Genomic DNA, 21678 nt, shown 5'->3' with positions numbered 1-21678 from the left:
ATCAATGTTTATAGAGGGAGTTTATTAATGGACAAATTATTGTAAGTTGAAATTGTGCAATGGCATGTTAATACGAAATTAGGTATAATTTTGTCAGAAAACATATAGAAGTTGGAGAAAAATGAATAATAAAATAGAGAACGGAACAAAACGACTATCTGCTGCTCAAATAATTGTTTTTTATTACCTAATAGCTGTAGTGGTTTCAACCATTTTATTGCTGCTGCCTATCACTCAAAAGCAGAATGCAGAGCTCGCATTTATTGATGCAGTCTTCATTTCTATTAGTGCGGTAACTGTAACAGGATTATCTACGGTAGATATAAGCCAGCTGCTTAGTGTTCCCGGTACATTCATTTTTTCAATTATCCTCCAGTTTGGTGGAATTGGGGTCATGGCTTTCGGAACAATACTATGGCTTGTATCACGAAAGAGAATAGGGCTCAGAGAAAGAATTCTCATGACGACAGAACAAAACAGCCCGACTTTTTCCGGAATTGTTCGGCTCATACGAATGATCTTCTTTTTCTTTGTCATAATTGAGCTATTTGGGGCTGTTGTATTGGGTACGTATTTTTTGAAGTATTTCCCAACATGGCAAGAGGCTTATTTGCAGGGTTTCTTCGCCTCTGTGGCTGCTACGACAAATGCTGGTTTTGATATCACAGGAAAATCACTAATTCCGTTTGCAAACGATTATTTTGTTCTGACCTTTAATTCAGTACTCTTTATTATCGGATCCCTTGGATTCCCTGTTCTAATGGAGGTGAGTCAGTGGTTCAGGCATAGGGGAAAGATGCCATTCCGGTTCAGCTTGTTCACAAAAATTACAACCGCAACTTTCTTCATACTGATCGTAATTGGAGCCATTTTCATCTATCTGTTTGAGTACAGTCATTTGTATTCAGATAAGACTTGGTATCAATCCTTCGCTCATTCTTTGTTCTATTCGATATCTTCGAGGACTGGCGGAATGGCTATCAACGACATCAATAAATTTTCGGTACCTACCATTTTGTTACTGAGTGTCTTTATGTTCATAGGGGCATCCCCCAGCAGTGCCGGCGGTGGGATAAGAACAACCACGTTTGCTGTGATGCTGCTTGCCATTTACAACTATGCGAATGGGAACAGGTCAATAAAAATATTCAAAAGGGAGATCGATGATGAAGATATCATCAAGTCATTCATCGTTTTCACAACAGCTATGATACTGTGCAGTGTGGCAGTTATCGTTCTTGCATGCATTGAACCTGCCTTTTCCTTAATGGAAATTTTATTCGAAGTTTCCTCTGCCTTTGGCACCGTAGGTCTTTCGCTTGGCATTACACCGGATTTGAGTACTGCTGGGAAGGTCGTGATCATGATTTTAATGTTTATAGGGAAAATCGGGATGTTTACCTTCTTATTCTTTATGGGAGGCAAACCAGTCAAACATCCGTATCACTATCCAAAAGAGCGCATCATTATAGGATAAAAAACGTACTACTGCAAAAGAAATGATTTTAAAGGAAGCACGAAATCAATTTGTTGAAAAAGACTTTCAACATGTTTCGATGCGCAATATCGCTAAGCAGCTGGGCTGCAGCCACGGTGCGATCTACTACCATTTTAAAAATAAAGCTGAGTTATTTTATGCGATTGTAGAAGATGATTTTTCCAAATTAAATAAGCGCTTAGACGAAACCGTTCAAGGTCCTGAAGATGATGCAGCCAAGCTTTATAACGTAGTTCTTCGCTTTATTGAATTCGGTTTAAATCATCAAAGTCAGTATGAAATCATGTTTATGGTAAGGAATTCAGAGGTAGATGGCTTATCCCAAGAGGCCGCTAACCTTAGCTATCAAAAATTTGCTCAGGCAGTTCAGTTTTTATGCAGTAAAAGTCTGGCGATAAAAGACGTCTGGTCCGCGTTTTTAGCCATACATGGTTTTGTTTCTTATTATCGTGGATACGTTGACAGGTTTGAGGAAGCGCGGGAAGCTGCCAAAGCACATGTGGATTTCATTTTAAAAAGGTTAACTGAATAGAACAATGCTCTAAATTAACTTTTTGATTTAGAGCAGTCAATTATATTTTATTGGTTTTATTTGACCAGTGGTTAATTAAAAGGAGGCAACAATGATGAAAAAAGCAATGGTGTTAGGTGCAACAGGCGGGATCGGTTATGCATTAGTGAAAGAATTAGTTGAACAAGCAAAGCAAAAATTGCTCTTGTGGACAATATTTATGCGTATGGACGGCAGCCAAAAGGAGAGGGAGCGGAAGAAGCGAAGAAAAATCCACATACGAAAAAAGGAAAAATCCGTTTAGCTATGGAAAATAAGTTGAAAAACAGCAGCCCTCCTTCGTTGATTGTTCATATGCCGGACATCTATGGACCTAATGCGGAAAATACGATCCTTCACGAAACACTTAAAGGTGTTGCTCAGAATAAAACGGCAAACTTTGTCGGCGATAAAAAAGTGGCCCGGGAGTTTCTTTGCACGCTGGACGGCGCAAAAGCAATGGTGCAGCTCGCTTTTCGAGAAGATACTTACAATCAAAACTGGAATATCCCCGCAGTATATCCGATTACTGGGGAAGAAATTATTCAGCTTTTACGTGAGGAAACAGGGTACAAGAAACCTGTTAGAGCGGTGTCAAAAACAATGATTCGCTTTATTGGAATATTTCAGTCATTCATGAGAGAGATGACAGAAATGATGTATTTAACAAAGGATCCTGTCGTCTTAAACGGTGATAAGTATGAGGGAAATATCGGTTCGTTTCCAAAGACACCGTATATAAACAAAAAGCCCGGGACTCGTTTGAGCACCGGGCCATCTATTGAATAGGAAAAAGGCAAATATAAATCGAAGGAATGTGTTCCGAAATGTCTTGTGAGTTTAAGTTAAAATACGCTATGGCCTGATAGAAACGAGGGTTCCAATCGGGATTGTTCTGGAAAGCTCTTCTACATCTTGATTATACATGCGGACACAGCCTCTTGAGACATACTTTCCAATCGATGACGGATCATTTGTGCCGTGAATCCCATAGCCCTTTTTAGATAAGCTCATCCACATCGTTCCATAAGGTCCTCCGGGGTTAGGGGCTTTATTAATAATAACAAAGTCTCCTATAGGCGTTTCATGAAGCATTCTACCACCCCCAATCGGATACACTTTTCTTGTCTGTCCCTGATAAAGCAATGTCAGGGTTCTGTTTGAGAGGGAGATAGAAATGGAAAAAGGGATTGTTGCCGGGGAAGGAAAGCCTGGAATAACAATTCGCTGTCCAACATAAATCAAATTGGGTGTAATTCCAGGGTTGCCAGCAATAAGAGATCCTAATGAAATACGATAATCTCCAGCGATTGAGGAAAGCGTTTCACCGGGCTTAACTGTGTGGATCAAATTAAGCCCCCTTTTTGCCTTGATACTCTATCTTATTCACTGCTGCCTTAAAAGGGAAGGACATATTAGAAAAAGCAGTACCCAATACATGATCAGCTGGCGCTCAGCCCATCATTAAAATAACTGATGATCCGTTTCACCGCTTGTTCCCCGGCGTCTTCCCATTTGTTTTTATTTTTTATTTGTCCGTCCGGATCAACAGGATCTTGGAATTGATTAAACCCTGAAGCGGCCAGCAATGAATTTTCATCTTTATCCAGGCCAATGTTTAAGACATGCTTGATAACAAAGGGCGTTTGAAACTCAATCCAGGCATTATATTCATCAAGTGCGCCTTTCAAAACCGTAAAAGGAATTCGGATATAAATGACTTCTCCACCTTCACGCGATAAAATGGCATCGAAGCTTCCTTTATCATAATCCCAGTTTCCTCCTAAATCATATCCGAGGTCTTTAAACATATCCCGTACATGGCCAAAGTATGCATTTTTCCCTTCAAGGTCTGTTTGTAACTTCAACATCATTATTCACTCCCATTTAAAAAGATCAGTAAATACTTTTACCTTTAAATAGGAATTCAATACCTAATCTTGAAATTAAAATATTGATTCACGCCTTTTTGGAAAAGAAGAAAAGATAAAAGGAAGAAGACACCCTCAACAATAATTCAGAAGATACTTTTCTGCGCTGAAAAGATGCAGCAGAAAAAGTCCCGAGTAAATGAACTTTACTTGGGACTTCATTGAATGATAAATGGTGTGGATCAGCATGTCTAACCGCATCGTCTAGAGGCGCTTGATCGACGCCTGCATCGCCTGGAACAGCGGATTCACCGGAATCATTTAATAATTGGTTAATTGTGTGTTGAACAAGCTCTACATGGGCAATTTCTTCTAAGAAAACACCACGAAGCAAGTCGCGAAATTGTGTGTCCTTACCTCTAAAATTCGAACTTTGGAAGAAATACTGCATCATTGTTCGCATTTCGCCAAAGTGTCCGCCCAATATTTCCTGTAATACTTTCGCGGCTTCAGGATCTGGCTTGATCAGGTGTAATGATATTGATTAATTCCTCAATTTGGTCCAATCATCACTGTGAGAAACATACATAAAGAACGGATTTGAATATAAAAAACCAGCTGTCACCCCGCCAAAGATCACAGCTGGTTTTTCATCACAACAAAATCACATCGTCCCTGTTGGAAAATAAAAAAGATGAAATTCCATGTTTCTGTATTTATAGTGGGTTATTTAATCAGTCTTTCTTGGTATAAGGCTCTTGCTCAGATGCAGGCAAGTCACCGATGGAGCTCATGATGCCTTCTTCATCTAATATATCCTCATAATTTTCATGTTCCTTAGAAGGATATACTTTTATTTCTTTGCCAGTAATATCTACCGCAACAAAATTTTCGTAATCCTCTACATAGCCTATATTTTCTTGGGATTCTACATACATATCGCCGTAGTCTTCAGGAGGATTAGCAAAATCTGATGGAGATTCGGATGTTCCATATTGAGCGACTTCCTGCCAGGAATCCTCTGCATCATGGGCAACATTTTCATCTTTTTCATCCATATCAAATTTCCCAAAGGGAGGGGTTAAGACCTTTTCTTCAATCGGCCGGTCACGGGAAACATTTTGGTCTTGTGAATCCTTAACACAAAACAAAGTTGTTGGTACAGCTTCTAGACGCTCCACTGGAATTTCTTCTTTGCAGATCTTGCAAATGCCGTATGTTCCATTTTGAATGGCTTCTAAGGCTGTATCAATATCCTGCAATTCAAATCTGGAGTGTTCATCCAGCGCAATATCTTTTTCTCGCTCAAATAACTCAGTTCCGATATCAGCGGGATGATTGTCATAAACGGATAATTCTCTCGTGGAGTCAGACAAGCTTCTTGGTAATTGGAAATGATCATTATCCTCAAAGTGGGCTTCTAATTCCTTTTTTCTGTTCGTTAACTCTGTACGGAAATCGGCTAAGCGGGCTTTGTTCAGCATAATTTCAGTCCTTTACATTCCATTTTTAAAGTTTTGTTCATCATTTTCATATCCATATGGGAAAGCTCTTCCTGAATATGATTCCCAAAGTATCGATTTTGAGTCTTGGAAGAAAATTTCCGGGCGTGCTTTTAATCTGTTCTTAACGGTAAAGTCCGCCCAAATGGTAAATCAAAAAAGCGCCTAAGCGCTTTACAAATGGTCATTTTTTACTTTTCGTCTTATGGGCTTGTTTTCTTGAAACGTATTATCGGATTTCGTATCTAGTTCTGAGTTTTTCGGCAAGAAGATGAGCGAAACGATAAAGCTTACCGCTAATAATGCACATAAAAACCAACCGAAAATTTCAATAGGTAACATGTGTAAACCTCCTTATTAATGACATCAAAAAAGTGATTTAAGAAGCAGCTGCCTTGTTAAGAATTGAAGAGTGGCGAACAGTCAGCATTGTTGATGCAAGAAGGGAACATTGTCATCAATTACAGCTGGTATGGAGAACGGGTCGAACCAGTAATAGCAGCGTGTTTGTTTGTCGGTGTGCAAATGAGTGCGGAAACCGATGCCAGGCCAGCCAGCCTGTAGCCCGAGGGAAATCTGATGCATCAATATTAGGATATGACAGATTTGATTGATTTAGCACTGTTAACGAAGGAAAAGCAGTGGCTTGAAGAATTGATGGGTTCATTTTAACGATATATTTTCTATTGTTAAAATGAACATAGATTAATTGCCGAAAACAAGTTAAAATAACGGGTGTTAATTTTATTTAGCCTCAGGGGGAAAATGAATGTATCCAGTCCAAGAATTACATGAATTTTTATTAGAGAAAGCTGCACAGCTGACGGAGGAATGGTACGATTCCTTGGATAAGAGTGGCCCACATGGGGTATATGCGGCCACTGATTCAAATGCTGTCGAGCTGTTAAAAAAACAAAATTACGAATTTCATTTGCAGTTCTGCCAGTTGTTTGTTCAAGAAGAATCGACTTTTTTATCAGGCTTTGAAAATTGGATTATTCAAATTGCTAAAGATGAGCAGCATTTATCCACGCCTATTCATTTTATCGTGAGAGAGTTTTTTAGAACGCGCGACCAATACTTACATTTTATAAAAGAGTTTGTTTTTTCAAACAAAGAAAAATATTCACAGGAATTTATCGATTTATGGAATAAAAAAGTGATCAACACGATCGATAAAGTCGTGATTTGGTTTATGGAAGAGCATCATGAATTTTCGGTAAAACGATTGCAATGCCAACAAGAAATGATTAATGAACTCAGTTCACCAGTGATTACCCTTAATCGCCATACAGGATTGCTTCCATTGGTTGGAGATATCGACACAGCACGTGCAAAATTAATACTCGAAAAAACATTAAAACAATGCTCTGAAAAAAGAGTGGACTGTCTTCTGATCGATTTATCGGGTGTTATTATGATTGATACGATGGTTGCACAACAACTTTTTCATTTAGTCGAAGCTTTGGCATTAATCGGGGTAAAAACAACTCTTTCAGGAATTCGGCCTGAAATAGCGCAAACTGCGGTCCAACTCGGACTTGATTTTGATCAAATCATAATTACATCCACACTCTCTCGAGCTATAGATTCCAGTAAAATTGGTTAATATATTTTGGGTTAGTATATTTTTTAAATGGAAGTGAAGAGGGAAAATGAGCAATATTATAGATGTATCACATCACCAAGGAATAATCGATTGGGCGGCAGCTAGAAAAAATATTGCCCTGGCCATCTTGCGTGTTCAGGATGGCAGTACGACGGTCGACCGCCAGTATGCAGCAAATGCGGCCGGATGCAAGAAGAATAACGTTCCATTCGGTAATTATGCATTTTGCCGTTTTGTATCCGTAAATGATGCGAAGGTGGAAGCACGCGATTTTTGGAAACGCGGGGATCAGGAGGCTTTGTTTTGGGTGGCGGATGTGGAAGCAAAAACAATGAACGATATGCGAGCCGGCACCCAAGCGTTTATTGATGAACTCCGGCGTTTGGGTGCAAAGAAAGTCGGCCTATACGTCGGTCATCACACATACGCCGCATTTGAAGCGGCCAAAGTAAAAGCCGATTTCAATTGGATTCCTCGCTATAGCAGCAATAAACCGGCATTTCCGTGTGATCTTTGGCAGTACACTGACAGCGGAAAAATGGCCGGCATTAAAGGAAATGTCGATTTGAACCGATTAAATGGGAGCAAAACGCTGGAATGGTTCCTTGGAAAACCATCTTCTGATTTTGGAGCATCATCTAGATCACCCGAAGAAATGGAGCTGCTCGGCAAGTTCAAAAACGCAAAAAATGAAAAGCGGGTATCCGGGAGTGAACATAGGGGCAGAAGAGAAAAAAAGCTATTCACATTAGAGGATGCTGCAGTACTGGCTGTTACAGTTGTCAATCGAATATTTAAGCATAAGTGATAAAGGTTCGGCCGCAATGACAGCGGATTCGGGCTTTTTTTTTGTATATCCAGGTGTGCCTCTATAGGAAGATCCAGAAAAAAGAAGCCCTGCCATAGCAAAGCTTCATACGTAATTTATTTCGGAAAAAGATGTGTATGCCTGCTAATGAAATGTTACCCTTTTGGTGGAAAAGGGTCATTTCCATAGCTGTCTTTTGCCCGAATCTGTCCGTCACGGCCGTGTATGATCACTTCTGATTGTTGATTTTTTGCAATCCCTTTTGCAAAGTCCTGAGCCTCTTTTTGAGTCTCGAATAATTTGGTTGCTTTGGAGTTGCCGGCGCCTTTTACTTGCCAGCCTTGTTCGTGTTTTGAAACGTGTTGGTCTTTGCTCATGAAATCCATCTCCTTAATTTCACAATAATTTCCTGCTTGAACACTGATCAGAAGAGAGAAGAAAATGCGGATCATAAAAGGTTGATACAAATTTATGGCTGGCTTTGGCAATGTCAGAATGGACATCACAGAAGTCTATTCCCTCAATTCTTTACATATATTCAAATAATAAAAATAAAAAACGCCAGAAGCGCCTGCTTATTTTTTTCTTTTGGTTTCCTCATGCTGCTTTTGTGAAGAACGTAATCAAATTTCGAAAACAACTTTGGTTTTCTTAACATAAAAAGCAGGGAACCAATGAAATAGACCATTAAAAAAAACAGATAAAAATCATCCGAAAAGTTCAATTGGTGCCATGATACAGAAAATCTCCTTGTTTATGGAATTTTGAATTATACATTTACCCACTGTGAAGAAAATCAAATGTTATTTCCTTTTTTGAGGCAAAAGTAAAAAGAAAGGGAGGAAACCCTGATGAAAATAGGGGAGTGGAGAACAATTAAAATTGGCGATGCGACAGCGATTGGATATGTGAGCAACATCAACAATTACAGCTGGCACGGAGAATGTGTTGAGTTCACAAAAGTGGGGTGGGTAATTGGCGGAGCAATCGAATGGCGCAAACCAAAGCAGGGTATTTATGAATCAAATCGGCTCAATCCTGCTGCCGCACTGCTTGATCAATATCAAGATAAGACGACGCTCATTGATTTAGCGCTTTTAACAAAGGACAAGCAGTGGTTTGAAGAATTAACAGGGGAGACGGTCATCTCATGAAACAGTTGACTGAATGTGTATAAAGGTACGTTAAAAGGTATAAGCGAGATGTGAAGTTTAACATTGTTCTTTAAAAGCACCCGCCATGGCGCTTTTCTTTGCTCCAAAACAAACCGCTTTATAAAACGCTAAAAAGGTGAAGGCATGCCACTGGCAATCGTTTTTAGTTGGATAAACATAAACGCCTCGTCTGAAGAAGAGGCGTTTATGTTTATTTTTTACTTTGATTTTCATTGATCCACCAATCAATGTGGTCTAAATCAAAAATGAGAACCCCGCTGGCAGGATTTTTATGAGGAAGCTTCTTTTCTGTTAGTAGATCATGAATTTCCTCTTCCGTCAGTGGAAAAGCAGCCGAATTAAGATAAGAAATTAAATGATGGATTCCTTGGATTTTTCTCATTTCACCACCTCCCACCAAAATTTCTCTCTGCCTTGAAAGGAGAGAGAAAAATTCGTGTAAAGGATAAAAAGAGAGGCCCTATTACTGTATACCCAAATAATTAAGGAAATATACCTTATCAGTCAGTGAAGCCTCGAACTTAAGAAGCGCTATACGGCTTTGTTTCCATACACTATAATAAAAAAAGCTTAAAATAGAAATGAGGCAGAACATCTTTGAAAGAAATGACTGTTTTTCATCAAGAAAAAATGCTGACGGACGAACTACTTGAACAATTACAAGACCTGCCTGAAAAGAAAAGGGGGCAGAAATAATGCTGGATTGGATACGATTGCCGCTTGGGCTTCTTCAAACGAATGCGTATGTTGTTTATAATAAAAAAGGACGTTGTTTAATCGTTGATCCAGGTGGTGAAGAAAAGAAAATTCACCAGTTTGTTCAAAAGAAAAAGCTGAAACCGCAGGCGATTTTATTGACACATGCCCATTTTGATCATATAGGCGCGGTAGATGTGCTTCGTGAAAAGTACAATATTCCGGCCTATGTGCATCAAAAAGAGAAAAAGTGGCTTTCGAATCCGTTATTGAATGGATCTGAACAGTATGAGGGTGTTGCGTCTGTTGCCGTAAAGGGTGCGGATCATTTGTTTTCAAAAGAAGAAGAGCTTGCCATTGGCGGGTTTACCTTTCAATTATTTGAAACGCCTGGCCATTCCCCCGGAAGTGTCAGCTTTTATTTTAAAGAATCCGGCCTGGTCATTGTCGGGGATACGCTTTTTGAAGGTGGTATCGGCCGAACGGATTTAAAAGGCGGACAAGAAAGTCAGCTTTTAAAAAGCATTCGCCAAAAATTATTTTTATTGCCAGAAGGTACATATGTGCTGCCGGGTCATGATCAAGTGACAACGATTGGACAGGAAATCAAACATAATCCGTTTTTTAATAAAAAGCGAGGATGATGAATTGTAAAAAGGACAAGGAGGAAGAATCCTGAAGGATGAACTAAAATTATTGGGTGAAACGATTTTGAGAGAAAAACAAGAAATTGCCAAATCGGTTCATCAGGAAAGAATGCCTGGAGTGTCTATGTCTGAACAAGAAAAAAGGCATTCAAGACTATTGAGCAAAAAATTATAGACATTCGAACTCAATTTATTGAACTTCTTGGTGAAGGATAAGTGACCATTCAGATTCTCAAACCTCATTTGAAAAAATAGAGAAGTGGGGCAAAGAAACAGGTGCTTACTTTTTTAGCCTGGGGACGCCTTTGGATGAAGCTCTGAAAGATACAAGCTATTACCGTGCATACATATGGAAAGCGATGGAGGCAGAAGCGGCCGCGAATAACCTGTCTGCTGCATCTATTTTTAAACTTGTTTCTTTTATTTGATCCATTATTAGACCATGCAGTGTACTACTTCAGCTTAACGTACGTCCAATTTCATCAGAAGACACTTGATAACGCAAAAAGTGCTTTTCTGGAATTATCGGTACTGGTTGTATTACCGGTATCCGTCCTGAAGTGGCTCAAACGATGATAACACTTGGGTTGAATATCGATGGATTAAAAGTGAAAGCGAATTTACATCAGGCATTTCATGACATTCGTTTACTGAAAATTGGATAAGTTAAGGGGAAAACAGCAGAGGAGCCCGGATATTCAGGCTCCTCTGCTGTTTTGCATGTGTTGCAAAGGTGGTACTCGGAATTGAACCGAGGATAAAGGTTTTGCAGACCTGCGCCTTACCGCTTGGCTATACCACCGTAATGTGTTGTAAATCTAGTTTATTCACCACATAAACGAAATATTCCCCTAGTTTATCAATTTTCAAAAAATAAATAGAAAAGGTGGTACTCGGAATTGAACCGAGGATAAAGGAAATGAAATATTCCCCTATATAAGTTGAACAAAAAGAATCGATGTCTCATTTTTAGAATAACAGAAGCGGCAGTAACTGATAACTAAAGAGTAGCCTGCCTAAAAAAACAACTTCATCACTATTTTTTACCTTTGCTTTTGTGTGAGAGCCGTTTTGGCTTGCTGCTTTTGACAGGAGCCGAAATGGCGGCGGGCGCACGGCTTCGCGTTCCCTTGGGCAGGCGCTGAGCTCGTTTCCGCCGCGCTCCACCGATCTCATCTGGCCCGCGTCCCACTGGAGTCTGCGCCGCACACCCACCGCCTCTGCTTTTTGACGAGTAAGGGATAGAGAAGAAAAGGGGGGGCTGGCAGGCTTCAATTTAAAACGAAACGATGCCCCATTTAAAGAGCAAAGCGCACGGGCTTGAACACTCACTGCTTTTTTCTCCAAACACTTGGTGAAGCCTGCCGGACGAAGACTCCTGCGGGACGTGCAGTGAATCGGCAGATCCCGCAGGCGCAGCCGAGGAAGCTGCCGCACTGCCCGCGGAACGCGAAGTCCGGCCGGCTTCACCTATCGGCCCCTGTTCAAAAACCTCCGCAGGACCGAGTCATGCTTGCGCACATAAGGGATTGTGGGGCAGGATGGCTTCCAAAACAAATCGGTGATCATCCTTGCACCTATACGAAACGCACCAGCCTAAACAGTCCCTGTTTTCTAAAATAAGAATCTTTGTTCAATTTATATAGTTTATGATTTTTAAAAAAATGAGTAGAGAGCGTATTGAAAAAACGCCCCATCATTATGGTGACGGGCGTTTATATCATTCATTTTTTAACGGTTCGATGTATCGCTTTTTCTTTTATGCGCATGTTCGATTTGTTTGCTGATAGGCGAATGTTTAATGACGGTTTGTGCTTGTTCTGGCGTCATTCCGCGGACTTTCTGCAGCCAGTTGGCCATGTGCTGCTTTTCATCTTCAAATTCATCAAGCTCAAGCTGTCTCGTTTTTTCTTCTGTAGAAATTAAGTAATCTTCGTAAAGACGCTGATAGTCAATATTCATCTAGAATCGCTCCTTTTTGTATGTTGTACCCTTAAAACAAAAAAAGAAAAACTGTTTTTCTCTATTTTCAGGCAGCGGTTCTGCCTATTCATATTGGGCAATGATAGACATACATATATACAATGGACAACTGATAGGAGGAGAAAATGTGAAAAGCCAGCAGCCTTTTACGAGTGCAAAATCATATGTTCCGCCTCATAGCCCTTTTGATCCGTGTCCGCCGATCGGACGCAAGTATTACAGCACGCCCCCCAATTTATATTTAGGCTTTCAGCCGTCGGATCTTCCGCAATTTTCTCCTGCTGATGCATTGAGAAAAGGAACGCTTTGGAAAGTTTTTTATGATTATTATGATAATCCATACCGGAAAGGAGCGGGAAAGTCCCGTGACTAAACCTCTTCCTAAAGAATACTACAAACAGCTGGAAGAAATTCAGACAGCCGATTTTGTTGTAATGGAATTAATGCTTTATTTAGATACACACCCGACAGACCAGCAGGCAATTGGGCAATATAACCAATTTTCCCAATACAGCAAACAGCTGAAACGGGCGTTTGAATCTCAATTTGGCCCTTTGCAGCAAGGCAGTTTGAATCCTTCGCAAACCGATTGGGCCTGGAGCGAGTCCCCGTGGCCTTGGCAAGTCTAAAAAAGTGGAAAAGGTGGAAACGGAATGTGGACGTATGAGAAAAAACTGCAGTACCCGGTAAAAGTCAGTACGTGCAATCCGACATTGGCGAAATATTTAATGGAACAGTATGGTGGGGCGGACGGGGAACTGGCGGCCGCGCTTCGCTATATGAATCAGCGCTACACCATTCCCGGTAAAGTAATTGGACTTCTTAACGATATAGCGACGGAAGAGTTTGCCCATTTGGAAATGATTGCAACGATGATTTATAAGCTGACAAAAGATGCAACGCCGCAGCAGCTCCGTGACGCGGGCTTGGCTGAGCATTATGTCAGCCATGACAGTGCCCTTTTTTACAATAATGCAGCAGGTGTGCCGTTCACCGCTGCCTATATTCAGGCAAAAGGGGATCCGATTGCTGATTTATATGAGGATATCGCGGCAGAAGAAAAAGCGCGAGCGACATATCAATGGATTATCGACATGTCCGACGATCCGGATTTAAATGACTCACTTCGCTTTTTAAGAGAACGAGAAGTTGTTCATTCCCAGCGCTTTCGGGAAGCAGTTGAGATTTTAAAAGACGAGCGGGATCAGAAAAAAGTATTTTAATCAAGAAAAGCCAGAGCGCTTGAGCAGCTCTGGCTTTTCTTGTGGGAAAAAATGCTTCTTGGACAAATCGGCAAAAAAGTGAAGGTTTGTTCATAACAACTTAGAAAACAAAGCATATCGTATAAATGACGGGGATTATTTTCAAAGGAGGGTGTGGAGTGGGGATAAAAAAGTTTCAAGGAATCATCCAGGTTCCTTATGAACAAGCCGTAGAAAGTATTCGAACCGGTGACCTTTTATTTTGCAGCGGGACGTATTTAATCAGCGAATTTATCAAAAAAACATCTGATTCTTTTGTGAGCCACGTCGCTTTTTTATTCGAATGGCACGGCCGGATTCTCGTATTTGAAAGCGTAGAGGACGCCGGCGTGCGCATTATCCCGCTCTTGCATTATGTGACGAACTATGAAAATACGGGAAAGAAGTACAAGGGAGCGCTTTACGCAGCGCGTCATGAAACATTAATTGACTCTTCTTTTGACCGGTCTATTTTACAAAATATGATTGGAAAAGCCATTGATTCTCTTAACCGAAATTATGATCAAGCAGAATTGATCCGGATTTTAACCAGAATTAAGCTCGGAATCGGCCGGCATAAAGAAAACGAAGAGTATATTTGTTCAGAATTTGTCGACCAATGTTTTGGGCAAATAGGGATCCGGTTTCCGCGTACTGAGGCAGGATTTATCTATCCGGAACATATCGCGGCAGACCCACACGTTTATCCGATGTTTGAAATCGTACCATGATGCTCAGTCGAAAGCAAGAAAGCAACGGTTAACACACTTGCTCCATAAACAAAGAAATACAAAAAATCACGCCGCCTCGTTTTGAACATAAGAAATCCACTCCTTTTTGAAAATAAATAAACATCAATAGTATAAGCCGTTTCAGAAAGGATATTCCTTTTTAATACATTATGTGCAAAATTCAAATATTTTTTTTGAAAAAAGGCATACAATAAAACAAAAACGGGAAAAGAATGATACTGAAAATGAAAAAAGGAAGTGACCAGTCATGCAAGTAGAAAAGCGGGCATTACACATATTAAATACGATGAAAAACGGTATGAAACCAGAGCAGGGGGACACAGATCTTGAATTATTCGGGGAAGCACTTCATTTTCTCGATTCCAATAACCTAGCCACAGGAATTACCGTAAAGCGGTCCGGAGAAGGGAAAGAAATTGTTGGCTATTTGATTGAAGATGAATGTTCAGTCACTGTATCCGGCTATGAATTTCTCGAAAAAAACGCAGGACAAGAAGAATAAACAAATAAGCAGGTGGAATACTCCTTCTACAAATAAAAGGGGAGGCAATTGAATGAAAAAAGTATTAGTGGAACTATTATTTGATGAAACAGCCCATCCTACTATCGAATCTACTGTTATAAACGCATTAAAGGATCTTGGAATTCAACTGAAAATAATGCCGGTGGATGAAAAAGTAAATGAAAATCAACATTTTCAAGTTCGTCCAGATCATCTTTCTGCCGGTGCAGGTGGAATGTCTTCTCCAGAATAAAAAAAGGTGTTGTCTCCAGTCAGGTAAACTTGACGGAAACAGCACCTTTTTTATGCGGAAAGTACGTAAAGTATTTAAATCGAAAATTTAAAATCAATGCTAAAAACATGCGCATTCATGTGACCGCATGCATCTAATATTAATAGCAGTGGCGGCGAGGAGGGGGGACACATGCTCAAACCTGGTGACTGGGTCATTATTGCGAATGGGCAAGAACAGATTATCGGATTTATCCGCGATTTTTCCAGGCTGCGGAATGAAGTGTATATAGTACAGGTATCTACGTATTTGGACAAACGGATAACAGCCATGAAACCGGCGCTTGAGGTTGTTGAAAGCAAAAACATTATGGCAGTTGGCTTAACCCTTGCGAAAGAAGATTGGGATGCAATGATTGATCTCCCTATCCTAGGTAAAAGCATATATGCCCTTGGCATTCCCGCTATTTCGCACTAACGAGCCAAAAATGCTTGGATGTCCCTGGTCCATAAGAAGATCCCACCTTAGCATCAATTACAATTTCTGAAAAGATAGACGTGATTAACTGCTTGCGTTCTTCGTCCTCGGCAATATCCCAAACGGACTTAAAATGATAAATCAGATTTTCTAATTCTTGCGGGGAGAGCTCGGTCGCATTTTTCAGCTCGGATTGTTTATTCAATTCAGCAGTCGAATTTTCCTCTTGTGTTTTCAAAACCGAGAGCTGATTATTTAATTCTTCAATATCGATAAGATCGTTGATGAACATTAATTTATATTTATCGATTGCTTTTCTTATTTTATCAAGTTTTTTAGCGGCAGCCTTTGCACTTTCATCTAAATCAACAATTTGCTTTGCCTGCGGCTTTGAAAACCAGCTTTTGGTCAAATCATCAAATACGCGTATCAACTCTTCCGCTAATCTACGTTCCTGTATTTGAGGCATGGTGCAGCCTTTCGTCCTCACTTTGTTCGAACAGCGGTAATATTTTGTCTTCGTTATTTCCCCGTTTTTTTCTTTATATTTATAAGCGGTCCCGGTCATATAAGCTCCGCACTTGCCACAACGCAGAACAGAGGTAAAGTAATACTTGCCGGTTAATGATTTTCCGTATTGATGTTTTCGGTTATCAAGGATCTTCTGCATGTCCCAAAATTCTTCTTCTGTAACAATAGGATCAATGAGATCACTCTTAAATGTCCGCTGCTCTTCTAAAGACTGATATGTTTTTCCACTGCCGTCATTATAGCGGAAAATCCCGATATAAACAGGATTTCTCAGAATATAATGCACCGCAAAACCACTCCAATTAAAGCCTTTTTTTGTGCGATAACCTTCCTTGGTTAATATGCTGGCTATCTTCTCCATGCCTTTTGTTTTCCCCATCTTGAATATTTTTTTGATAATATCTGCTTCATTTTTGATTACACGAAAAGACTCTCCATCAAACGCATAACCATAAGGAATGATGCCGCCCATCCATTCGCCTAAACTCGCTTTCTTCAGCATACCGAATTTAACACGTTCAGCAAGGTTTTCACGCTCCCATTGTGCCAGTGCGGCTACAAGGGTAATGAATAAGCGCCCGATTGCTGTTGTCGTATCATAAACCTCTGTCGCTGACTTGAATTTTACGTCATGCTGATCGAAAATTTTAAGCAGCTCGTATAGATCAAGGACCGAGCGCGTGAGACGATCGAGCCGATAAACTAGGATCACTTCAAATAAACCAACTTTTAAATCTGTCAGCATTCGTTGCAATTGATCCCGTTTTAAATCCTTCGCTGACCGGCCCTCATCTCGGTAGACCTTCACGATTTTCCAGTCCTGGGACATCGCGTAGGCGCGCAGTCTTTCTTCCTGGGCAGCAAGGGAATACCCATGCTGCGCCTGTTCTTCCGTTGATACTCGTATATAAAGAGCGACTTTCATTCGTTTCACCTCATTAGCAAGCAGTCCTTAACTCATAGTAGTATTCAATGCATCCTGATATACAACTTCTTTGTCATTACATTCTTATTCAAATTTGGATCATATAAGCTGACAAAATTCCAAACACCAATTGCTGTAGCGGAAAATGCAAATGTTAAATCTAAAGAAGTCAGCTAAGGAAGAATTTCATTGAGAAAGTCACTCGAACCAATCAGAATAACTCCCGAAAAAGCGGAGAACTTGAAAATCATTTTGGAAAGAATTTTATCCAGCCATATCGGAATAAAGGGAGGCATAGTATTAAGCCAGCCCACAAATTTCAACTACGAGAGGCGGTCATTTAGTGAAAAAGCCTATTCTCAAGCCGATTGACTTCACGCCGGAAAAAGCAGAACAAGTAAAGGCCGTGATTGAAGAAATTCTGTCCCGTTATACCGGCACAAAAGTTGTGATCACCAGCTACGAGATAGCGCCGCGCAAACAGAAGGATGAATTTGCTTAACCTTTCTTCATACACTAGAAGACAAATTTCCTTTTAAAGAAGTGGAGTGATGTGTACGATCAGATCTGGTCAGAAGAATTTGACTGGTGCAAACCGCCGGAAGAGGTCAGCAAATCAGAAAAAGACAGGGTGAAGGATTTAACAGTTGAGCTAAACAAGCTGGAGAGGGCTGCAGCAAACTTCCATCGGCATTTATATGAAGCATATCTGGTGAATCCAAAGCAGGTTAGGGGTGAAACGCTGAGCAGGGCAAAAGACAAAGGATGGTTATGAGTATGGATAAAAAGGATACCCCAAGGAAGCGCCGCCGGCCATACGCCATTATCGTCAAGCGGCTTAGCCAGCAAGGAATAAACGCGAAAGTGGTGAAGAAGCGTCATGTTTTGGGTGCTTAATGCAGCGCAAACAATCATTTTAACGATTATGGGAATGTTTCTTTGGTATCACGTCAATCAGTTATGTGAGCAATACCGTGCAAAGCGGATTTTATGGCTGCAGAGTGAAGTTGACGAAATTTTTCTGGATCGTGGGCAATTAATTTTAATTTAAAATTCCGGCTTATTTACCGAAAGTGAAACAAACAGCTCAGCCAAAGCGCACGGTCAATTCAAACCGGAATCTCAGCAAGGCGCAATATATGTGGTTTATGGAGAAGCGCGTGAGTGATGGGTATATTCTTGAGGGGTATCAGGATTTGACGCCGGAAAGACTTGAGGCAGCGAATAAGCGGTGGGGGTTTGCATGAAAAAACAGCCAGAGGGGGCTCTGACTGCACTGTGTTAATGGGAATATAGCTTGGAAGGCTGGGACTGCCTTACCACCAACAGTATGACCTGGTTCAGAAAGTTTTATACAAACAAAATAAAAAAAGCCGAGGAGATCCCCGGCATAAAAAGGTTGATATAGGAGTGGAAGGATGGGTTCCTTACACCTCCAGCATGCCCATTTCGAAAGAAAATATACAAAAAAGCCGAGAAAAAGCCCCCGACCGTTAAAATAGTACTCGCAATTCTATTTTAACAGAAATGAATGATACTTTGCCCTAATAATCATATCACTTAAATGGGGGCGAGAGAGGCAGGGAATTATCTCCTTTTGTCGAATATAAGATACATGGAGATGATGTAGTGAAAATTAAAGTGAGTTATTACCCTTTGGACTCTAATGGGATGCCGGAAGGCCGGCAGAAATATGAACAGGTGGAAATAAACCCGGACTCAGATAGCGGTGTAAGTATGCTGGTTAAAGAAGAATTAAGCAAGAAATTGAATGTGAGTAAGGATAAATTAAAAGTTATAAGTATGACTTAGAAGACATACAAAAAGGCTGATCTCAATCGGTCTTTTTCTTTTTTTTGAAAAATAAGTTTAAAAAACAAGGATAAAGTTAATTAATTATACTAAACGCTGCCAATAGGTAAGGAGAATCGATATGAGCGATTTTGCAGAAACACCAAAACCACCACCGGAAACTCCAACGAAATCACCGGCAGAAACACCAATAAAGCCGCCAGCAGAAGCGCCAGCAAAATCACCGGCAGAAACACCAATAGAGCCGCCAGCAGAAGCGCCAGCAAAATCACCGGCAGAAACGCCATTAGAGCCGCCTGCAGAAGTACCAGCAAAAGGATAAGCCAAATAAATAACTACTTTAATCTGAGTCTTTTAAGTCCCCTATCTGTTATTGATGGCGGGATTCTTTTGTTGAGTCAAATTGCTCAATCAACTTATTTTTTGTATTTTTTCTTCCTTTCGTGAATCAATCAGTAAAGAAAAACACCAATCATAAACAAAACCGCTGCTAAAGCTCCATATCCAAATAACACTTCTGAATTTTTCATTTTCACACATCACGATTATATTCGGAAAAACAATGCCTGCTTTTCAATATTATAGCACTTGCCATTATGACGAATGATGAACAATGGTTTCGTCAATTATCGAAAAGAAAACCGAGGTAAAGGAACAAATGTTTACCGCCGGTTGTAAAAATGATATATTCACATTATATTGATTTATGAAAAGAGGACATAACATGATTGATCATATCGTACTTGTTAAATTTGCGGAGACGACGACTGTCGAACAGCTTGAGGAAGTGACTGCACGGTTTAAAGCGCTTGAGCAGCACCTTGATGGTGTGATTGACATTCAAGCAGGCATTAATTTCTCAGAAAAAAATCAAGGCTATCAAGTGGTGCTGACAACGCGCTTTGAAAACAAAGCAGCACTTGAGGCCTATGGACCGCATCCCGAACATCAAGCAGTGGCAGCTTTTATCCGTGAAGTGGGCCGGCTCGACAGCATCGTCGTTGATATCGAAATTTAACCGATTAGGACTCCTTGAGCGATCACGGAGTCTTTTTTTATAATGATCATACTATAGATAAGGTGGAGACATATGAGTGCTTTAGGCTACATTCCTGAGCAATTGTCCGCAATACATGTACTGGATAGTGTGGGGGATAACATTTTGATTGCGGATACGACGTATACCATTCAATGGATGAATGCGAATGCCGCAAATTTGTTGACCGTCATTGCGCCATTGTACGGCTTAACGAGCGTTGATGACATAATCGGCATGAATATGGATCAGTTTCACGCATCGCCAAAACGGCAGCAAGCAGTAATGAAGTCACTTCAAGACAGCCACCGGACGCGTATTACAATTAAAGACCGGATTGTGACAGACATAGTTGTGACGCCGATGAAAAATGAACACGGCCATATAAACGGTTATATTGTCATGTTGACGGATGTCACAACAAAAGCGGAAGAAGAAGCGGAAAAAGAAAAACTTATTCATGCCCTCTCCGTTCCAATTATTCACATTTGGGAAAAGACCATCTCTTTGCCGTTAATTGGCGAATTTGACACGGAACGCGCAGACCGGATGATTATCTCAGTTCTGGAAGAATGTACACAGCATCGTATTCAGTATGTGCTGCTGGATTTAAGTGGTCTGTTCATAGCGGATGACGCGATTCATCACCATATTCAAAAATTGACTGACTGTCTCCGGTTAATTGGAGCGGAATGCATTATGACGGGCATTAAACCAAAATTGGCACAGACAGTTGGCCGGCTTGAACACCATATTCAGACGTTTCAAACGGCTTACGCAGGACTTCAATATATTATTCAAAATAAAAAGAGACATTAAAATTATTTCATTTTGATGTCCGGCGTTTTAATACAGATAGATGAGGTAAACTCCTTACGAATATGATTTTAAAAAGGAGTTTTCAGCATGTTTAATTTAAGCGATATGGGTACATTCATGTGGGCGTTTTTTATAACTCTTCCGTTGACGCTGCTCATTCATACAGGTGGACATGCATTCTTTGCGTATTTGTTCGGCAGTAAAACATCGTTAATTATTGGCCGGGGCGGCAAGCTGTTTCAATTGAAAAACATTGAAATCCGCAAACTTTATTTCATTGATTCTGCCTGCCGATACGATCAGCTGAGACGTGAACGCCGGTGGAAGCATGCGCTTATTTACGCAGGCGGTTCTATCTTTAATACTTTATCCATTTTGATTGTCAATGGCTTTATTCACGCTGGTATTCTTCCGGTACATATGTTTTTTTATCAGTTTGTTTACTTTTCGGTCTATCTTGTGTTTTTTGCGCTCCTTCCGGTGGAATATGGAGAAGAAAACCCGAGTGACGGGAAAGCGATTTATGACGTCTTGAAGTTTGGGAAAGTATATAAAGAATTTGATTGAGAAAAGACCCCATGGCGGAGGCCATGGGGTTAATTGTGCTTAATTTTTGTCCAGTTTTGTTAATTCAGAGACCGTCTTGCCGTTCTTTGCGCTTTTGATGAATCCATTTTATAACTATAAAAACGTAAATACTTCGTGGCGACAAACGCTTTTTTGCTATTATACCGAATTTCAGACCAGCCGCTTTTTGTTTGGGAGTAAACAGTAACTTGCGAATTGTTTTGTAAAGAACCGACAACTTTATAATTTATTCCGGGACCGCTTCTGACATGTAATGTACCGCTTGACAGACTGACATACCCTGTTTTCGTTTTATCGGTATTGCCTGATTGGCTAAATACCGATAAAACGAGAAACGATGTTAAAATAAACATAACGATTTTTTTAACATTCACAGTAAATCTTCCCTGCATTCAATGGAAAAATTATACCTTTTTCAAAACTT

At 40.4% G+C, this 21678-nt stretch carries 36 protein-coding genes, 1 tRNA gene and 1 pseudogene; 25 read left to right on the top strand and 13 right to left on the bottom strand.

What is annotated here, in order from left to right:
* Positions 1 to 121: 121 nt before the first annotated feature.
* From VQ00_RS04825 to VQ00_RS04815, 4 genes are all read left to right on the top strand, one after another.
* Positions 122 to 1477, top strand: a complete 1356-nt coding sequence (locus VQ00_RS04825) for a TrkH family potassium uptake protein (RefSeq protein WP_046179020.1) — start codon at positions 122 to 124, stop codon at positions 1475 to 1477.
* Between the two features lie 22 nt (positions 1478 to 1499).
* A complete protein-coding gene (locus VQ00_RS04820; protein WP_046179019.1) occupies positions 1500 to 2030 on the top strand; it encodes a TetR/AcrR family transcriptional regulator in 531 nt (176 codons plus the stop codon).
* A gap of 91 nt (positions 2031 to 2121) precedes the next feature.
* Positions 2122 to 2313: a hypothetical protein gene (locus VQ00_RS19030; protein WP_245618030.1), complete on the top strand. Its 192-nt coding sequence runs from the start codon at positions 2122 to 2124 to the stop codon at positions 2311 to 2313.
* Between the two features lie 2 nt (positions 2314 to 2315).
* Positions 2316 to 2837, top strand: coding sequence for a Rossmann-fold NAD(P)-binding domain-containing protein (locus VQ00_RS04815; RefSeq protein WP_052728335.1), 522 nt, complete (start codon positions 2316 to 2318; stop codon positions 2835 to 2837).
* Positions 2838 to 2903: 66 nt separating this feature from the next.
* On the opposite strand, the gene VQ00_RS04810 is transcribed toward VQ00_RS04815, so the two are convergent.
* From VQ00_RS04810 to VQ00_RS18790, 5 genes and pseudogenes are all read right to left on the bottom strand, one after another.
* The gene (locus VQ00_RS04810) at positions 2904 to 3398 is read right to left on the bottom strand and encodes a L,D-transpeptidase family protein (RefSeq protein ID WP_046179018.1); all 495 of its coding nucleotides are present in this window, start codon (positions 3396 to 3398) and stop codon (positions 2904 to 2906) included.
* 92 nt (positions 3399 to 3490) lie between these two features.
* Positions 3491 to 3922, bottom strand: a complete 432-nt coding sequence (locus VQ00_RS04805) for a YugN family protein (RefSeq protein ID WP_375143405.1) — start codon at positions 3920 to 3922, stop codon at positions 3491 to 3493.
* Between the two features lie 229 nt (positions 3923 to 4151).
* A pseudogene (locus tag VQ00_RS04800) lies at positions 4152 to 4485 on the bottom strand (manganese catalase family protein); the annotation flags it as partial.
* 168 nt (positions 4486 to 4653) lie between these two features.
* Positions 4654 to 5403 (bottom strand): TraR/DksA C4-type zinc finger protein, encoded by a 750-nt coding sequence (locus VQ00_RS04795; protein ID WP_046179016.1) that lies wholly within the window; start codon positions 5401 to 5403, stop codon positions 4654 to 4656.
* A gap of 192 nt (positions 5404 to 5595) precedes the next feature.
* Complete coding sequence (locus VQ00_RS18790; protein ID WP_172645542.1) at positions 5596 to 5763, bottom strand: hypothetical protein; 168 nt, start codon at positions 5761 to 5763, stop codon at positions 5596 to 5598.
* Between the two features lie 87 nt (positions 5764 to 5850).
* Between VQ00_RS18790 and VQ00_RS19325 the strand changes: the two genes are divergently transcribed.
* The 3 genes from VQ00_RS19325 to VQ00_RS04785 all read left to right on the top strand — a co-directional run bounded on the left by VQ00_RS19325 (position 5851) and on the right by VQ00_RS04785 (position 7838).
* The gene (locus VQ00_RS19325) at positions 5851 to 5985 is read left to right on the top strand and encodes a hypothetical protein (protein WP_281175900.1); all 135 of its coding nucleotides are present in this window, start codon (positions 5851 to 5853) and stop codon (positions 5983 to 5985) included.
* A gap of 205 nt (positions 5986 to 6190) precedes the next feature.
* Positions 6191 to 7030, top strand: a complete 840-nt coding sequence (locus VQ00_RS04790; protein ID WP_046179015.1) for an STAS domain-containing protein — start codon at positions 6191 to 6193, stop codon at positions 7028 to 7030.
* Between the two features lie 46 nt (positions 7031 to 7076).
* Positions 7077 to 7838 carry a glycoside hydrolase family 25 protein gene (locus VQ00_RS04785; RefSeq protein WP_052728333.1) on the top strand — a complete coding sequence of 254 codons (762 nt, stop codon included), beginning with the start codon at positions 7077 to 7079 and terminating at the stop codon, positions 7836 to 7838.
* A gap of 155 nt (positions 7839 to 7993) precedes the next feature.
* On the opposite strand, the gene VQ00_RS04780 is transcribed toward VQ00_RS04785, so the two are convergent.
* Positions 7994 to 8215, bottom strand: a complete 222-nt coding sequence (locus VQ00_RS04780; RefSeq protein WP_046179014.1) for a DUF2188 domain-containing protein — start codon at positions 8213 to 8215, stop codon at positions 7994 to 7996.
* A gap of 474 nt (positions 8216 to 8689) precedes the next feature.
* Between VQ00_RS04780 and VQ00_RS04770 the strand changes: the two genes are divergently transcribed.
* On the top strand, positions 8690 to 8992 hold the full coding sequence (locus VQ00_RS04770) for an IDEAL domain-containing protein (RefSeq protein ID WP_046179012.1): 303 nt from the start codon (positions 8690 to 8692) through the stop codon (positions 8990 to 8992).
* Between the two features lie 57 nt (positions 8993 to 9049).
* Here VQ00_RS04770 and VQ00_RS18440 read toward each other — a convergent pair whose 3' ends face one another.
* On the bottom strand, positions 9050 to 9226 hold the full coding sequence (locus tag VQ00_RS18440; protein WP_156153970.1) for a hypothetical protein: 177 nt from the start codon (positions 9224 to 9226) through the stop codon (positions 9050 to 9052).
* Entirely contained in the window at positions 9204 to 9395 is a 192-nt protein-coding gene (locus tag VQ00_RS04765; RefSeq protein WP_046179011.1) for a hypothetical protein, read from the bottom strand. The genes VQ00_RS18440 and VQ00_RS04765 overlap by 23 nt, the downstream gene beginning before the upstream one ends.
* Positions 9396 to 9711: 316 nt before the next feature.
* Here VQ00_RS04765 and VQ00_RS04760 point away from each other — a divergent pair, with 316 nt between their 5' ends.
* Together VQ00_RS04760 and VQ00_RS19320 are read left to right on the top strand one after the other, a co-directional pair.
* Positions 9712 to 10353: an MBL fold metallo-hydrolase gene (locus VQ00_RS04760; RefSeq protein WP_046179026.1), complete on the top strand. Its 642-nt coding sequence runs from the start codon at positions 9712 to 9714 to the stop codon at positions 10351 to 10353.
* A 308-nt stretch (positions 10354 to 10661) separates the two neighbouring features.
* Positions 10662 to 10784 (top strand): hypothetical protein, encoded by a 123-nt coding sequence (locus VQ00_RS19320; RefSeq protein WP_281175899.1) that lies wholly within the window; start codon positions 10662 to 10664, stop codon positions 10782 to 10784.
* A gap of 303 nt (positions 10785 to 11087) precedes the next feature.
* Here VQ00_RS19320 and VQ00_RS04750 read toward each other — a convergent pair.
* From VQ00_RS04750 to VQ00_RS04740, 3 genes are all read right to left on the bottom strand, one after another.
* Positions 11088 to 11158, bottom strand: a tRNA-Cys gene (locus VQ00_RS04750).
* 167 nt (positions 11159 to 11325) lie between these two features.
* Entirely contained in the window at positions 11326 to 11826 is a 501-nt protein-coding gene (locus VQ00_RS04745; RefSeq protein ID WP_046179010.1) for a hypothetical protein, read from the bottom strand.
* 261 nt (positions 11827 to 12087) lie between these two features.
* The gene (locus tag VQ00_RS04740; protein WP_046179009.1) at positions 12088 to 12318 is read right to left on the bottom strand and encodes a hypothetical protein; all 231 of its coding nucleotides are present in this window, start codon (positions 12316 to 12318) and stop codon (positions 12088 to 12090) included.
* A 148-nt stretch (positions 12319 to 12466) separates the two neighbouring features.
* Between VQ00_RS04740 and VQ00_RS04735 the strand changes: the two genes are divergently transcribed.
* The 7 genes from VQ00_RS04735 (at position 12467) to VQ00_RS04705 (ending at position 15543) form a co-directional block, all read left to right on the top strand.
* Positions 12467 to 12712, top strand: a complete 246-nt coding sequence (locus VQ00_RS04735) for a spore coat associated protein CotJA (protein WP_046179008.1) — start codon at positions 12467 to 12469, stop codon at positions 12710 to 12712.
* A complete protein-coding gene (locus tag VQ00_RS04730; RefSeq protein ID WP_046179007.1) occupies positions 12705 to 12968 on the top strand; it encodes a spore coat protein CotJB in 264 nt (87 codons plus the stop codon). The genes VQ00_RS04735 and VQ00_RS04730 overlap by 8 nt, the downstream gene beginning before the upstream one ends.
* 24 nt (positions 12969 to 12992) lie before the next feature.
* A complete protein-coding gene (locus VQ00_RS04725; RefSeq protein WP_046179006.1) occupies positions 12993 to 13562 on the top strand; it encodes a manganese catalase family protein in 570 nt (189 codons plus the stop codon).
* Positions 13563 to 13720: 158 nt separating this feature from the next.
* Positions 13721 to 14311: a YiiX/YebB-like N1pC/P60 family cysteine hydrolase gene (locus VQ00_RS04720; RefSeq protein WP_046179005.1), complete on the top strand. Its 591-nt coding sequence runs from the start codon at positions 13721 to 13723 to the stop codon at positions 14309 to 14311.
* Positions 14312 to 14579: 268 nt separating this feature from the next.
* A complete protein-coding gene (locus VQ00_RS04715) occupies positions 14580 to 14834 on the top strand; it encodes a hypothetical protein (RefSeq protein WP_046179004.1) in 255 nt (84 codons plus the stop codon).
* 52 nt (positions 14835 to 14886) lie between these two features.
* Complete coding sequence (locus VQ00_RS04710; RefSeq protein WP_046179003.1) at positions 14887 to 15087, top strand: hypothetical protein; 201 nt, start codon at positions 14887 to 14889, stop codon at positions 15085 to 15087.
* Positions 15088 to 15258: 171 nt separating this feature from the next.
* Entirely contained in the window at positions 15259 to 15543 is a 285-nt protein-coding gene (locus VQ00_RS04705) for a hypothetical protein (RefSeq protein ID WP_046179002.1), read from the top strand.
* Here the strand turns inward: VQ00_RS04705 and VQ00_RS04700 are convergent.
* Complete coding sequence (locus VQ00_RS04700; protein ID WP_046179001.1) at positions 15530 to 16999, bottom strand: recombinase family protein; 1470 nt, start codon at positions 16997 to 16999, stop codon at positions 15530 to 15532. The two genes, VQ00_RS04705 and VQ00_RS04700, sit on opposite strands and share 14 nt — an antisense overlap.
* 343 nt (positions 17000 to 17342) lie before the next feature.
* Between VQ00_RS04700 and VQ00_RS18435 the strand changes: the two genes are divergently transcribed.
* The 8 genes from VQ00_RS18435 (at position 17343) to VQ00_RS04670 (ending at position 21233) form a co-directional block, all read left to right on the top strand.
* Entirely contained in the window at positions 17343 to 17501 is a 159-nt protein-coding gene (locus VQ00_RS18435) for a hypothetical protein (protein WP_156153969.1), read from the top strand.
* Positions 17502 to 17552: 51 nt separating this feature from the next.
* The gene (locus tag VQ00_RS04695) at positions 17553 to 17774 is read left to right on the top strand and encodes a hypothetical protein (protein ID WP_046179000.1); all 222 of its coding nucleotides are present in this window, start codon (positions 17553 to 17555) and stop codon (positions 17772 to 17774) included.
* Positions 17775 to 17879: 105 nt separating this feature from the next.
* Positions 17880 to 18050, top strand: coding sequence for a hypothetical protein (locus VQ00_RS18430; protein WP_156153968.1), 171 nt, complete (start codon positions 17880 to 17882; stop codon positions 18048 to 18050).
* A gap of 578 nt (positions 18051 to 18628) precedes the next feature.
* The gene (locus VQ00_RS04690; RefSeq protein WP_046178999.1) at positions 18629 to 18811 is read left to right on the top strand and encodes a hypothetical protein; all 183 of its coding nucleotides are present in this window, start codon (positions 18629 to 18631) and stop codon (positions 18809 to 18811) included.
* Positions 18812 to 18932: 121 nt separating this feature from the next.
* Positions 18933 to 19133: a hypothetical protein gene (locus VQ00_RS04685; RefSeq protein ID WP_046178998.1), complete on the top strand. Its 201-nt coding sequence runs from the start codon at positions 18933 to 18935 to the stop codon at positions 19131 to 19133.
* A 402-nt stretch (positions 19134 to 19535) separates the two neighbouring features.
* Positions 19536 to 19829 carry a Dabb family protein gene (locus VQ00_RS04680; RefSeq protein WP_046178997.1) on the top strand — a complete coding sequence of 98 codons (294 nt, stop codon included), beginning with the start codon at positions 19536 to 19538 and terminating at the stop codon, positions 19827 to 19829.
* Between the two features lie 72 nt (positions 19830 to 19901).
* A complete protein-coding gene (locus VQ00_RS04675) occupies positions 19902 to 20666 on the top strand; it encodes an STAS domain-containing protein (protein WP_046178996.1) in 765 nt (254 codons plus the stop codon).
* 87 nt (positions 20667 to 20753) lie between these two features.
* On the top strand, positions 20754 to 21233 hold the full coding sequence (locus tag VQ00_RS04670; RefSeq protein ID WP_046178995.1) for a CSC1 family protein: 480 nt from the start codon (positions 20754 to 20756) through the stop codon (positions 21231 to 21233).
* A 59-nt stretch (positions 21234 to 21292) separates the two neighbouring features.
* On the opposite strand, the gene VQ00_RS04665 is transcribed toward VQ00_RS04670, so the two are convergent.
* On the bottom strand, positions 21293 to 21628 hold the full coding sequence (locus tag VQ00_RS04665) for an SH3 domain-containing protein (RefSeq protein WP_046178994.1): 336 nt from the start codon (positions 21626 to 21628) through the stop codon (positions 21293 to 21295).
* Positions 21629 to 21678 lie beyond the last annotated feature (50 nt).

The organism is Domibacillus tundrae (assembly GCF_000970675.1).
Taxonomy (GTDB): Bacteria; Bacillota; Bacilli; order Bacillales; family Domibacillaceae; genus Domibacillus; species Domibacillus tundrae.
The sequence above is the reverse complement of the archived record's forward strand: the minus strand, read 5'-3'. Positions and strand labels throughout refer to the sequence as shown.

Coding starts and splice junctions, on each gene's coding strand:
- VQ00_RS04825 (WP_046179020.1), top strand. CDS start 122: ATGAATAATAAAATAGAGAACGGAACAAAACGACTATCTGCTGCTCAA.
- VQ00_RS04820 (WP_046179019.1), top strand. CDS start 1,500: ATGATTTTAAAGGAAGCACGAAATCAATTTGTTGAAAAAGACTTTCAA.
- VQ00_RS19030 (WP_245618030.1), top strand. CDS start 2,122: ATGATGAAAAAAGCAATGGTGTTAGGTGCAACAGGCGGGATCGGTTAT.
- VQ00_RS04815 (WP_052728335.1), top strand. CDS start 2,316: ATGGAAAATAAGTTGAAAAACAGCAGCCCTCCTTCGTTGATTGTTCAT.
- VQ00_RS04805 (WP_375143405.1), bottom strand. CDS start 3,922: ATGATGTTGAAGTTACAAACAGACCTTGAAGGGAAAAATGCATACTTT.
- VQ00_RS04795 (WP_046179016.1), bottom strand. CDS start 5,403: ATGCTGAACAAAGCCCGCTTAGCCGATTTCCGTACAGAGTTAACGAAC.
- VQ00_RS18790 (WP_172645542.1), bottom strand. CDS start 5,763: ATGTTACCTATTGAAATTTTCGGTTGGTTTTTATGTGCATTATTAGCG.
- VQ00_RS04790 (WP_046179015.1), top strand. CDS start 6,191: ATGTATCCAGTCCAAGAATTACATGAATTTTTATTAGAGAAAGCTGCA.
- VQ00_RS04785 (WP_052728333.1), top strand. CDS start 7,077: ATGAGCAATATTATAGATGTATCACATCACCAAGGAATAATCGATTGG.
- VQ00_RS04780 (WP_046179014.1), bottom strand. CDS start 8,215: ATGAGCAAAGACCAACACGTTTCAAAACACGAACAAGGCTGGCAAGTA.
- VQ00_RS04770 (WP_046179012.1), top strand. CDS start 8,690: ATGAAAATAGGGGAGTGGAGAACAATTAAAATTGGCGATGCGACAGCG.
- VQ00_RS18440 (WP_156153970.1), bottom strand. CDS start 9,226: ATGAAAATCAAAGTAAAAAATAAACATAAACGCCTCTTCTTCAGACGA.
- VQ00_RS04765 (WP_046179011.1), bottom strand. CDS start 9,395: ATGAGAAAAATCCAAGGAATCCATCATTTAATTTCTTATCTTAATTCG.
- VQ00_RS04740 (WP_046179009.1), bottom strand. CDS start 12,318: ATGAATATTGACTATCAGCGTCTTTACGAAGATTACTTAATTTCTACA.
- VQ00_RS04725 (WP_046179006.1), top strand. CDS start 12,993: ATGTGGACGTATGAGAAAAAACTGCAGTACCCGGTAAAAGTCAGTACG.
- VQ00_RS04715 (WP_046179004.1), top strand. CDS start 14,580: ATGCAAGTAGAAAAGCGGGCATTACACATATTAAATACGATGAAAAAC.
- VQ00_RS04710 (WP_046179003.1), top strand. CDS start 14,887: ATGAAAAAAGTATTAGTGGAACTATTATTTGATGAAACAGCCCATCCT.
- VQ00_RS04705 (WP_046179002.1), top strand. CDS start 15,259: ATGCTCAAACCTGGTGACTGGGTCATTATTGCGAATGGGCAAGAACAG.
- VQ00_RS04700 (WP_046179001.1), bottom strand. CDS start 16,999: ATGAAAGTCGCTCTTTATATACGAGTATCAACGGAAGAACAGGCGCAG.
- VQ00_RS18430 (WP_156153968.1), top strand. CDS start 17,880: ATGTTTTGGGTGCTTAATGCAGCGCAAACAATCATTTTAACGATTATG.
- VQ00_RS04685 (WP_046178998.1), top strand. CDS start 18,933: ATGAGCGATTTTGCAGAAACACCAAAACCACCACCGGAAACTCCAACG.
- VQ00_RS04680 (WP_046178997.1), top strand. CDS start 19,536: ATGATTGATCATATCGTACTTGTTAAATTTGCGGAGACGACGACTGTC.
- VQ00_RS04675 (WP_046178996.1), top strand. CDS start 19,902: ATGAGTGCTTTAGGCTACATTCCTGAGCAATTGTCCGCAATACATGTA.
- VQ00_RS04670 (WP_046178995.1), top strand. CDS start 20,754: ATGTTTAATTTAAGCGATATGGGTACATTCATGTGGGCGTTTTTTATA.